Below are 12,399 nucleotides of genomic sequence, written 5' to 3'. Positions count from 1 at the left end.
ACTCAAATTTGCATAGTCTGTTAATAACTTATTTGACAAAAGCAAAGGCATTCAATAAGACCTAAGCAAGTAGTCATAAACAGTTGTGCTGGCGACAATAGCAAGAGTGAACCACCTGATCCCTTCCCGAACTCAGAAGTGAAACCTCTTCGCGCTGATGGTAGTGTGGGGTTACCCATGTGAGAGTAAGTCATCGCCAGCTCATTATTCCTAAAAACACCCCCTTCTTATGAAGGGGGTGTTTTTTTATGTATAAAATAAAGATAATGGTGAAAAAGGAAAAATAGCAAATAATCTGTCTTTTTCAACCACTCATTTAAGATTAAAAGAAAAAAATAGCTATTTGTTAGCTGGAAAATACGCTAAAGAGGCATAAGTAATAGATAACTAAAGAAAAGCATAATACGAGGGGGGTATACAGACACAAACAATTTCATAATTTTGAGGATTTCATTAGTTTGAATTTGAGGATTTCATTAGTTTGAAAATGAAATAGTCCTTAATTTCTTTCAATGTATATCCGAAAATATTCTGATTAGATCAGTTATTTCAGTTAGTTAGTCTTATAATATATAGCCGTTCTTCATATCAGCGTTGAGGATAAGGAATATTTAACGGGCATTATTATTTGCCATAAGACCTTGATTTTGAGCTTCAGAAATTAATCGTTCAGCAGATTCTCTATTCTTTCTTAAACCTGGCATACGGAATTCAGTATGACCATAATCATGTATTCGCGTCCAACGTCCACCCCAAGTTAAACCTACTGATTCTGCAGCTTCACCATACAGTTTATAGCCTTGCCATGCCCATGGATCTCGTTCAGAAATAACAACTTTACCGTCACGTTTAAAGGCAACGTCTGCTGCTAAACCAAACTGATGATAGCTTTGATATGCTTTTGCTAATGTTGTTGCCGCATTTCCAGATAACCGTGTTTGACGCTCTGGACTCCGGTAACCTTCGAGAAGAACCATTTCATAGCCATGACGTTCTTTCATGATTTTAAAGACCATAAGCAAACGTTGTTTATAACTTGGGTGCATTTTGTCCCATTTTCGGTCAATCTGAGCAGTATCGAAACTACTACGCATATCTCCAAATTCTTCATTGTCGACAGAAGGTGTGACATTTGGAAATTGCTGAGTCGGAGATATAGTTGATGGTGAGCTTTCAAGTATTTGTGCTTGGATAATTGCTGCGTCGATCAAGCTTTCATCTACGGCTGGTGGTGGTGTTAATATTTCACCGTTTAGCAATGCATAAATCTGTGGATCAGTTTTTCTTAAATAATCTGCTTCAATTTTTGTTGGATCAATGGGCCGTGTAAAGGCAAAAACTAAAATGCTAGAAAGTAAAAAAACACCCGCAATTAAAATCCACCATTGCTGTAAATGCCAATGTGATTGAGTTTGCTCAGATGCTGCCGCATGATTCATTTGTTGAGCAAAATTGCGTGCATGAATTAATTTTTTTTTGCTTTGAGGTAATAAATTACGAACAATATCCATTGATTTAGCTCGTAATTCATAAGACATTAAAAGGCTTAACCCAATAATGAGAAAAATAAAGCAACAAAAAATAAAAATGATCACAAATTAGTTTTCTTTTGGTGTTCGCGTTACCGAAATTTGCACAGTTGCTTGTGGAACCTCAATATCTTGAGTCTTATCATTGGGTTTACTTGCCGTTGCAACAGCTTTAGCTAGTTCTGATTTATTAGTCGTTGCTTTTACAGGTGCTTTTTGTAAAGTCACAGGAATAGCTGGGCTATTTGGCTTTGAAGCTACTTTTTCATGAGGCAATACTGGTTTTGGTTTATTTCCAAACGCATTCTCAAAAGGATCTTTAGGTTGAATATCTTGAATCGGTTTTGGCTCTTTTGAAGGCTTAAATAATTTACCAAATTCTTTGTCATTGATTGGTGCAAAGGCTTCATCATCAGATTCTTTAGCCGCATTGTGTTCATTATTTTGAGCTGTTATTGCTGAATGTGCTTCTGTTTGATCTTGATTAGCGATGACTTCAGCATGATTTTCTTGTTCTAAGGTTGTTTCAGCGTCATTTTGTTTAGAAAAATTGCTATAGAGAAACAGGATAATCGCAGCAAATAAAATTCCTACGATAAATCCTAGTAAAATATATAAGCCCATACGAGACGGAGATTTTTTATTTTTCGTCTGTAATATTCTTAGTGAGTTCCGATTATCCTGAGTCATATTATTATCTTTAATCAAGGTAAATGGATGGTAATATTGGCCTGTTCAATTGGAGCGCTAATCACATTTTGATATTGAGATAAGGCCGCATTTTCTTGTTTTGATAACATATATCTAAAACCAGTGAAGGCTAATATAGCGAATAATAATAAGAAAATAAGTATCCATAAAAAAGGTAATTCATTATGAATAATGTTTTTAATTTGATCGGGCAGGGCTGCAAAAGGTGAAAATGCCGTTTTTTTCCCTTTTAAATAATCAATTTCATCACCAACGCGTGCAACCAAATGATTCAAACTTTCAATAGATTCAATTCGATATTTGCCCTGAAAGCCGAGCAATAAGCAGTAATGATATACTTCTAAAGCAGCTAAGCGATCTTTACCACGACTTCGAATACTTTCTAAAAATTCAAAGAATCGATAACCTGCAAGTTGTGAACCGAACAAACTAAGCTGCAAAGGGCTGATTAACCATGAGTTCTGTAAGTTAAAAAAACTAGGATCTTGTTGAGTGACAATGGTTTCATCTAAAAGTGCACAAAATGCATATTTAGAATCATGGATATCTTCAGCAGAAAACTGTAGTTTTTTAGCTTGGATTTCAAAGCGATTGAGTAAATCAAGAATTTTTTCTCTAAATGCTTCGACATTTGCTGGAACATATTGATTTTTGATCATAAAAACAATATAGAAACCATCATGTAGTAAATCCACAAGGTTGGTTGCTTGTGTAATTTTAGGATTCGCATTGGACTGGTTAAGCCCTGAACCAATTTGTCCATCATCAAATAAGGAAGGGGCATTATTGGGTAAATTCATTTTTTATTCTTCCCTTAAGCATTCATTACAGCAATTAATTCCACACTAATATCTTGGAAGCCTGCTGGGACATAGATACAAATCGTTTCGGACTCAAGCATACGTTGGTACAAATCATGATGCGGTTCGACTTCAAAGTAACTAACACCAGAACGTACTGGAATAGCTGTTGGAACTTGCATTAAATGGTGAATTGGAATGGCAGGTAAAGCTGAAACGACGCGTTGTTCGACATCTACTGTATTACCCACTTTAAAGCGTAAAGGCACAATTTGTACCAACTCATGGGTTTGCATCATGCTACTTGAGACAGCAATGTATAAACGGCTTTCGCGAGTGATTTTGTCAGATTCAAGACTACCCACCCAATAAGATGGACGAATTTCTTTCAATGCAATGCTGATATAGCGGCTTGAAATAATCGTATCCAGTAAGTCTCTTAAAATAATGTCTAATTGGCTAAAACTGTCTTGTAAATTATGATGTTTATACTGTGGTAAATGTTCTACTTCATAGGCTGTAGAGAATGTGAGCAATGAACCCGTTAAGCGTAATAATTCAAAAAATAAACGTTCAGGATGAATTTGTGGGCTTTGTAATAAGTGGTTTAACGTTGCATGCGCTGTATTTAATGCATTCACTAACCAAAATGAAACGATATCGCCTGAACGGAATTCAATTAGCTTCTGCTCATTTTCACGATTATTGGTTTGAATGGTTTTAATTTTTGCTTTAATCACATTCAGTGTGCGCTTTAAATTACTGATTAAAGATTCACAGGATTCAATATGTAGGATTGGCGGAATAAATTTATGATCTAATTCAAAATGCCCAGAACTTTGTCGTTTAATTTTTCCGACAGGCAAATATAGGAAACCATCTAAATCATGGTTAGGATCTGTATTTACTTCAATTAATTTAAACTCAGCACGTCGTCTAAGTAAGGTAATTTCTGCAGGTGTCGCATCTGTAAAAAGATCATGTGTTTCTGTTAAATAAGAATGGTATCGACTTGGTTGACGCGCTTCATCATGTGCCACATTCTTTTTATTGGCTTGTAAAATAGGCAATGCTAAATAGATCAGCATTTCACCACGCAAATTCAAATCATCTAGTTGAATAGGCTCTGGCAATAAATCCCGCGCAGGTGCACTGTAAATTTCACCATCTTGCCACAACATTTCGACAGATTCTAAAGCTAGAACATGTGTACCAAGTTGTGTTTCATCATAACGAATATTTTGTACGCCATAGCCGAAAGGAATGGTCGAACGAATGGTGTGGTTTAAACGTTGTTCGTGATAGGTATCTTGAAGTTGAAAATGTTGAGGTCTTAAAAATAGACCTTCACCCCAAAGAATTTTTTCCGCTTTAAACATGAATTATTACCATTCGTTAGATTCGTTACTATTGTGGTGGACTCCGAGTAATTCCTGAACTGACTCTAGAGGATTGTCATTCTTAATGACTTGTCCTAACCATTCATGTAGAGGCATTTGGCTCCATTTAATGGTTTTTTGTAGCATATAGCTGACAGGGCTATGTGGTTCATTCGCTTGAAAATAATCAGATATTTCTTGTAATACTTTCATTGCCTGCTCACGATTTTGTAAGTGGCTTTGTGGTTGTGGTTGAAAGGATTGTTGATTTTGAGGATTCATAATCGGTGCTATCTGTTGAGCAACATCACTTGTCTCTTGTACTTGTTGAGTGGAAATATTTTCTGTAGTTGATGATGTTGTCGTACCAAAAGCATCTGCTTTATATATTTTCTTTAAACTTTTTTGAATATTTTCGAGTTGAGAATCAATACTTGCAAAACTTGGTGCTTCAAGTTCCATCAATAAATCAAGAACTTGTTTGATGGTATTCCAATGTTGCAGAATATCATTGAAGTGTTGGTAATTTTGAAACTGAAAACTTTTTGAAGTATTAAATAAAGCTTGTTCAAATTGTTCTAAATCAGCAGAACCTTCAATAACATCTGAATCTTCATTATGTTTACGACGATTATTTTGTTGATATAAAAAGTTTTCGTAGTCTAATAATGAATAGTATGGCTGAACATTTAATAAAGGAACTTGCTTGATCAAATTAGGTAATTGATTGGTTAGCCCCTGCAACAAACCTAGTCTTTGATCTAAGTCATCATCTTCGAGTTCAGGATGTATTTTTAACCAATATTGTTCTAGCATACGATGCGATAGTTCTAACCCTTTCGCAATACCTTCAAATCCATATAAATGAGCCCAAGCCTCGGTCAACCAAGGTAATAAGCGAATATCCTTGGTCTTATCTACCAATAATTCAGTCGTTTTTGATGCAACAAATGACCAATCGGCTTGCTTAGGTTCAGAAACCCAATCCCCTTGTTCTAATAACGGATCATCTTGAGTTTTTGCTTTTTTAATGGCATGAAACTCATTGGAGAAAGAACAATCTTCTCCACAAAGTTCAACTTCCGAAATCGGTTGAAGCAATTTATCTATATCTAAACTCATAGCCTACGTTTCTCTATTAATTCATTCTAAGCTTCGGTCGTTTTCGCTTTTTTAGCCGATCTTTTCTTTGATTCTTTAGGTTGAGGATCAAGCTGATATGTAATTTCATCATCTTTGACATCAATAAAAATAAGTTTTGGTAGTTTTTGCTCAGCCAATGCTACTAAAATTTCCGTAGCTAAAGCGGGTAGAACAGAAGCATTTAAAATATTATCGACATTACGTGCACCACTATCGACCTCAGTACAGCGACTTAATAATAATTCGATTAAATCGTCCGTATATTCCACTTTGGTGTCATATTGTTTTTCAATACGTGCTGTAATTTTGCCAAGTTTATGTTTAATAATACGAATCAATAAATCATCATGTAATGGGAAATAAGGCACGATCCGCATACGGCCCAAGAATGCGGGTTTAAACTGCTTATACAAACTTGGTTTTAAATGTTCGAGTAACTCTTCAGCACTTGGCCACTCTTCAACAGGGCTATTTAAACACGCCTGCATAATCGCACTGGAACCAGCATTTGATGTCAGTAAAATAGTGGTATTTTTAAAGTCGATGACACGACCTTCACCATCTTCAAGCATCCCTTTATCAAACACTTGATAGAACAATTCTTGCACATCGCTGTGTGCTTTTTCAATTTCATCTAAAAGAACAACACTATATGGATTACGACGGACAGCTTCAGTCAAGACACCACCTTGACCATAGCCGACATAGCCTGGAGGTGCACCTTTTAATGATGAAACTGTATGTGCTTCTTGATATTCAGACATATTGATGGTGATGAGATGTGATTCTCCCCCATAAAGTTCATTCGCCAGTGCCAATGCAGTTTCAGTTTTACCCACACCACTTGGCCCCACAAGCATGAACACACCTTGTGGTTTATTGGGATCTTCAAGTTTAGCTTTTGATGTTTTAATGCCTTGAACCAATTGATTTAAGGCATAATCTTGCCCCATCACACGTTGTTCAAGTTTTTGTTCTAAGCTGAGAATTTGTTTAATTTCATCATTAACCATTTTCCCAACAGGGATACCAGTCCAATCTGAAATAATTTCATTAATAATTTGAGCATTTACACGTTCAAAAACCAAAGGCGCTTGCCCTTGTAATTCACTCAATTTTTCACGAAGTTGACGCACTTCTGATTTAATCGCTTCATCTTCGTGATTTTCTTGTTGCGACAGTCGTTGAATATTTTTAACAATCTCTAGTTCTTGTTGCCATTTTTGTTCCGTTTCTTGAATCTCTTGATTTAAATTTTCAAGTTTCTGTTTCAATGTTTCTAAACGGTCATGATGGATTGGAAAATGACGATGCTCATTTTCTAAGATATTGAATTCAAGATTTAAATTATGTTGTTGAGCTTTTAACTGATCTAATTTAACAGGTTGGGCATTTTGAGTCAGTGCAACACGTGCTGAAGCTGTATCTAAAACGCTAATTGCTTTGTCTGGAAGTTGGCGCCCAGTAATATATCGATGTGATGCATGCACTGCAGTAACTACAGCTTCATCATCAATCAATAAGTTGAAATGACTGGCCATGACTGGAATCATTGCACGGAGCATGTCAATTGCGACTTCTTCAGTCGGCTCTTCGACTTTAACCACTTGGAAACGACGACTTAAAGCAGCATCTTTTTCAAAATATTGTTTATATTCAGCCCATGTCGTCGCAGCGATGGTTCTCAACTCACCTCGTGCAAGGGCAGGTTTGAGTAGATTGGCAGCATCATTTTGCCCTGCTTGCCCACCTGCACCAATCATGGTGTGTGCTTCATCAATAAATAAAATAATAGGATGGCTTGAACTTTGGACTTCTTTAATCACTTGCTTTAAGCGATTTTCAAACTCACCTTTAACACTGGCACCTGCTTGTAATAGGCCCATATCTAAAGCATGTAATTGAACATTCTTTAATGCATCAGGAACTTGATTTTGAGAAATTTTTAAGGCTAATCCCTCAACAACGGCTGTTTTTCCGACACCAGGTTCACCTGTCAAAATAGGATTATTTTGACGACGACGCATTAAAATATCGAGCATTAGACGAATTTCGTATTCGCGACCAATGACTGGGTCTATTCCACCTTTTTGTGCTTTTTCAGTCAAATTAATGGTGTACTGGTCTAAAGCAGGTGTTTTATTTTGTGGCTTAGCTTCTTGATCTGATAGTACTGTAGCAGTTTGATCATCTGAATGATTCTGCTCTGATTCTTGTTCAGAACTTTGTGTGCAGATGTCTAAAAACTTATGTTTCATCGTGTCGATTGGGAATAAATCGAACAGACTAGAGGCACGAATGGCAATTTGATATAAATCAGGTGCAGTAAGTAAAGCAACCAATAAATGACCACTACGAATGACAGGATTTTGTTCAGCAGATGCCAGTAACCATGCTTGTTCAAGTAAACGCACAATTGATTTTGCAAAAATAGGCGTGCGTGTATTACCTTTCGGTAATTGGGATATGGTTTCTTTTAAATCATCAATTAAAGCGTCTTTTGAAATTTTATATTTATTCAGTAATATTTCTAAGTCATTTAAAGCAGTTTGTTGTAATAATTCAAAAAATAAATGTTCAATTTCAATTTCAAAATTTTGTTGAGAAATGCAAAAATTGGCTGATTTTTCTAGGGCTGTACGTGTCGGAGCAGATAATTTTGTAATTAAAATTTTCAAATTATTCATTAAGTAAATCTCAATTTCACTGAGTGAAAGTTCATTATGTTTTGTTCTAAAATAGAAACAAATTTTTGATATTTATTAAAAATCTACAGCAACATCTTGTTTTTGTATGTAGAAATATATACGATCATTCTACATAAAAAAAATGTTTTGTGAATGTCCAGATGAATAAAATAATAATTTTTTTATATTAAATTGTTACCAATAGATAAAGTTGACACAAAATGTCTTGACTAAACCTAGTGTTTTTTAGTTTAATTTTTAAGCCGAGATTAATATTTTTAGAAATTTACGTATAACTAAACTGGGCAAACTATATTTTAATAAAATGAGAAATGTCCAGTTTTTGATAATTTAAAAGAGGCTTGTTTTGAAAAATAATATTGCTTTTGGTATAGCAATTTCTCTCCTGATCATTGCTCCGCTGAGTTATGCGGATGAATCTGAAGTGAAGTTAAAACGAAGTTGTATCAAAGATAATCCTGTGGTTGAAGGGGAGTCTGATCCAACGTTATTGGGAATTTATGCACAGTTATGTGATAAAAAAAATAAAGACAATAAAGACAATAATATGATTCTAGCTGCACAGCAGTTTCAAAAAATGGGTAAAAATTATAAAGCTTTACGAATTGTGAGTGAGTTGGAATCAAACAATATTCATAGCAATACCTTAACAGATGTTAAATTTTTGGCGGGCGTAAATCTTGCTAATTTAGCTTTAAATCAAATGCGAGATAAAGAGGTCCGTTATTTGTCGGATGATACTTATCCACCAGCTAAAGGATTTATCGAAATTGTGAATAAGGCTATGCCAGCTCCTATCATTGTTGAATCTAAATCAAAAAATGATGAAGAAGTTAAAGCTAAAACTTATACTACAAAGACGACTAAGCATTACACAAATAATTCGACTGGGAATAAAAAGAATCGAACTGAACCAAAAATTAAAAAAGTAACCACAAATAAGTCAAATGTAACTGCACCACCACCAGCAACGACTAAGTCAGGTGGTAATCCTTTTGCAAGTTTGAATAATTAAATTAAGGAAATTTATCAATGGCTAAGCGTGAAAGCGTACAAAAGAAATTACAACGTATTCGTCCACCACGTGTACAACTTACTTATGATGTTGAGGTAGGTGACGGAAAAGAAATTAAAGAACTTCCATTTGTAGTGGGTGTTTTAGGTGATTTTTCAGCGGCATCTGAGTTGGAAAGAACGAAATTAAAAGATAAAAAATTCATTAATGTTGATTTAGAAAATATTGATGAAGTTATGGAGTCTTTAGCACCACGTGCGGCTTTTCAGGTTGAAAATACATTGACTGAAGATGGTGGGCGCATGTCTGTTGATTTAACTTTTAAATCAATGGATGATTTCAGACCAGAACAAGTAGTTCAACAGGTTGATCCTCTACGTAAATTGGTTGAAGCGCGTGAACGTTTAACTGATCTTCGTAATAAAATTTCAAATAGTGAACGTTTAGAAGATTTACTAGATGAAGTTTTACAAAATACTGATCAAATTCGCAAGTTAAGTGCAGAAGCGGGAGTTGATCATGAGTAATTTACAAACTGCAACAGCAGATAATACTTCCGTTCAAGAAGTTAATTTACTGGACTCTATTGTTGAAAGAAGCCGAATTGCACGTAATGAAGATGAGCATGATCGTGCAAAAAGTTTAATTGGTGAACTTGCTAAAGAAGTGATGGCAGGTACGATTACTGTTTCTGAAAATATGACATTATCGATTGATAAACGTATTGCAGAAATTGATGCTTTGATTTCAAATCAACTTAGTAAAATCATGCACAATGAACAATTTCAAAAAATTGAATCGACTTGGCGTGGTTTATATTATTTTTGCCAAGAAACACCTTCGAATCCTTTAATTAAAATTCGTATGATGAATACAACGAAAAAAGAACTAATTAAAGATTTCCAAGGTGCGACTGATTTTGATCAAAGCACCTTGTTTAAAAAGATTTATGAAGAAGAATATGGTTCATTTGGTGGCGCACCTTATGCAACGCTGATTGGTGATTTTGAATTTGATCGTACGCCATCAGATATGTACTTGCTTGAGCAAATTTCACATGTGGCTGCAGCTGCACACGCTCCGTTTATTTCGGCAGCTTGTCCAAGCATGTTGGGACTTGAATCATTTACGGATATTGACCGACCACGCGATGTTTCGAAAATTTTTGAAACAGCAGAATATGTACAGTGGCGTTCATTTCGTGAAAGTGATGACTCTCGTTATGTCGCTTTAACAATGCCACGTGTTTTAGGGCGTTTACCATATCATCCGAAAGAAGGTACTGCGACTGAAGGCTTTAACTATGTTGAAGAGGTTTCGGGTCAAAACCATGATGAATATTTATGGATGAATGCCGCTTATGGATTTGGTACACGTTTAACCAATGCATTTGATATGCATGGTTGGTGTGCTGCCATTCGTGGTGTTGAAGGCGGTGGTTTGGTTGAAGGTTTACCTGTCCATACCTTTAAAACCAACGATGGTGAAGTCGTCTTTAAGTGTCCTACAGAAATTGCGATTACAGATCGTCGTGAAAAAGAATTGAGTGATCTTGGTTTTATTCCTTTAGTACATTGTAAAAATACAGATTATGCAGCATTTTTTGGTGCGCAATCTACACAAAAACCAAAAAAATATGACAGTGATACAGCGAACGCAAACTCCGCTTTATCGAGTCAAATCCAATATATTATGGCGGTTTCTCGAATAGCACATTATTTAAAAGCAATGATGCGCGATAAGGTCGGTAGTTTTGCTTCCGCTGGCAATGTCGAAGCATTTTTGAATGAATGGTTATCTCAGTATGTCTTACTGGATGATGGGGCTTCACAAGAAGCGAAAGCACAATATCCGCTTCGTGAAGCATCAGTAAAAGTTGTAGAGAATCCTGCTATGCCAGGGCACTACAAATCTGTGGTTTTTCTAAGACCACATTTTCAGCTGGATGAGTTGTCTGTTTCTTTACGACTCGTTACTGAGCTACCTCAGTCCTCTAACTAAGAGAACAGCGTAATAATAACTTTAAATAAAATAGGAAAATTCCAATGAAAGATATATACGTTCAATTTCGAGGCAAGTACAAAGTAGATGGCGAGTCTCGCGATTCTGAACACAAAGACTGGCTTGAAGTAAATTCTTGGGCGCATAACATTCGCCAACCTAAGTCTGCAACCTCTTCAAGCGTTGGTGGTCATACAGCTGAACGTGTTGAACACTCTGATATGGTTTTTGTAAAAGACCTAGATGCAACAAGTCCAAAACTTTGGGAAGCTTGTTCAGCGGGTTATACATTTGATGAAGTGCAAATCGATTATTACCGTGCAAATGGTGATAAACGTATTAAGTACTTACAAATCAAATTAAAACATGTTTTGGTTTCTAGCGTTACTCCAACTGTTGAGTCTGAAGGCGTACCTACTGAAGCTTTTGGTCTTAAGTATGCTGCTGTTGAGTGGACTTATAACCAACAAGATATTAACGGTAGTGCTAAAGGCGCTGTTACTAAAAAATGGTCTCTTTCTAATAACACAGCTTCTTACGCTGCGTAATGATCAGAAATTGACGCGAATAAGGGTTAACTTAACGTTAGCCTTTATTTGTTATTAAAACATTATGATTTTAAGTAGAAATGAATTTAGATCAATTACATCCTTACGGATTTCAGTCTACATTATTTGATCGCTTAATTCCTGAAGATGATTATGCAAGAGGCTTATCTATTCAAGAGTTACGTGAATCAGTAGCACATGACTTAGAAGATTTACTCAATAGTCGAATGGCAAATCTTGACCATTTGATTGAAGATTTCCCATTGTCAAAAAATTCAATTGTTCAATTTGGAATTATTGATTTTGTGGGTTTATCTACGGCAAATCCTGCTGATCGCGAAAAAATTTGTCAGTCCATTGAAAAGTCTATAACCGCACATGAACCTCGGTTAAGACAAATAAAAGTCGAAATGCTCATGGATGGGGAGAATATGGGCGCTTTGTGTTTGAGCATTCATGCTTATTTGAATATTAATCCTTTATATGAACCTGTTATTTTTGATGCTTTGCTAAAACCAACAACACAACAATATGTAATTTCTGCTCGATCTTAAAAGTGGGTACG

Annotated in this window: 11 protein-coding genes and 1 rRNA gene; 6 read left to right on the top strand and 6 right to left on the bottom strand. The window is 35.6% G+C overall.

The features are described from left to right. The first annotated feature begins 87 nt into the window (after window positions 1–87). Window positions 88–202 (top strand): 5S ribosomal RNA (rrf, locus tag B9T35_RS15245). Window positions 203–611: 409 nt separating this feature from the next. Here rrf and B9T35_RS15240 read toward each other — a convergent pair. From B9T35_RS15240 to tssH, 6 genes are read right to left on the bottom strand one after another with little or no spacing between them, the layout of a single operon-like run. Further along, window positions 612–1,538 (bottom strand): M15 family metallopeptidase, encoded by a 927-nt coding sequence (locus B9T35_RS15240; RefSeq protein ID WP_416202451.1) that lies wholly within the window; start codon window positions 1,536–1,538, stop codon window positions 612–614. Between the two features lie 60 nt (window positions 1,539–1,598). Beyond that, window positions 1,599–2,219, bottom strand: a complete 621-nt coding sequence (locus tag B9T35_RS15235; protein WP_139842044.1) for a hypothetical protein — start codon at window positions 2,217–2,219, stop codon at window positions 1,599–1,601. Between the two features lie 14 nt (window positions 2,220–2,233). Then, a complete protein-coding gene (icmH, locus tag B9T35_RS15230) occupies window positions 2,234–3,040 on the bottom strand; it encodes a type IVB secretion system protein IcmH/DotU (RefSeq protein ID WP_086191948.1) in 807 nt (268 codons plus the stop codon). A 14-nt stretch (window positions 3,041–3,054) separates the two neighbouring features. Continuing rightward, window positions 3,055–4,419, bottom strand: coding sequence for a type VI secretion system baseplate subunit TssK (gene tssK, locus B9T35_RS15225; protein WP_086191947.1), 1,365 nt, complete (start codon window positions 4,417–4,419; stop codon window positions 3,055–3,057). Window positions 4,420–4,425: 6 nt separating this feature from the next. Then, window positions 4,426–5,541: a type VI secretion system protein TssA gene (gene tssA / locus B9T35_RS15220; RefSeq protein ID WP_086191946.1), complete on the bottom strand. Its 1,116-nt coding sequence runs from the start codon at window positions 5,539–5,541 to the stop codon at window positions 4,426–4,428. Between the two features lie 26 nt (window positions 5,542–5,567). Beyond that, entirely contained in the window at window positions 5,568–8,249 is a 2,682-nt protein-coding gene (gene tssH / locus B9T35_RS15215; protein ID WP_086191945.1) for a type VI secretion system ATPase TssH, read from the bottom strand. A gap of 367 nt (window positions 8,250–8,616) precedes the next feature. Between tssH and B9T35_RS15210 the strand changes: the two genes are divergently transcribed. The 5 genes from B9T35_RS15210 (at window position 8,617) to tssE (ending at window position 12,388) form a co-directional block, all read left to right on the top strand. Further along, window positions 8,617–9,285, top strand: a complete 669-nt coding sequence (locus tag B9T35_RS15210; protein WP_086191944.1) for a hypothetical protein — start codon at window positions 8,617–8,619, stop codon at window positions 9,283–9,285. A 17-nt stretch (window positions 9,286–9,302) separates the two neighbouring features. After that, on the top strand, window positions 9,303–9,812 hold the full coding sequence (gene tssB, locus B9T35_RS15205) for a type VI secretion system contractile sheath small subunit (protein WP_086191943.1): 510 nt from the start codon (window positions 9,303–9,305) through the stop codon (window positions 9,810–9,812). Beyond that, entirely contained in the window at window positions 9,805–11,286 is a 1,482-nt protein-coding gene (gene tssC / locus B9T35_RS15200) for a type VI secretion system contractile sheath large subunit (protein ID WP_086191942.1), read from the top strand. Before tssB ends, tssC begins: the two co-directional genes overlap by 8 nt. Window positions 11,287–11,330: 44 nt before the next feature. Beyond that, window positions 11,331–11,834, top strand: a complete 504-nt coding sequence (locus B9T35_RS15195; protein ID WP_086191941.1) for an Hcp family type VI secretion system effector — start codon at window positions 11,331–11,333, stop codon at window positions 11,832–11,834. An 80-nt stretch (window positions 11,835–11,914) separates the two neighbouring features. Beyond that, entirely contained in the window at window positions 11,915–12,388 is a 474-nt protein-coding gene (tssE, locus tag B9T35_RS15190) for a type VI secretion system baseplate subunit TssE (protein ID WP_086191940.1), read from the top strand. Window positions 12,389–12,399 lie beyond the last annotated feature (11 nt).

Source organism: Acinetobacter sp. ANC 3832 (assembly GCF_002135415.1).
Taxonomy (GTDB): Bacteria; Pseudomonadota; Gammaproteobacteria; order Pseudomonadales; family Moraxellaceae; genus Acinetobacter.
The sequence above is the reverse complement of the archived record's forward strand: the minus strand, read 5'-3'. Positions and strand labels throughout refer to the sequence as shown.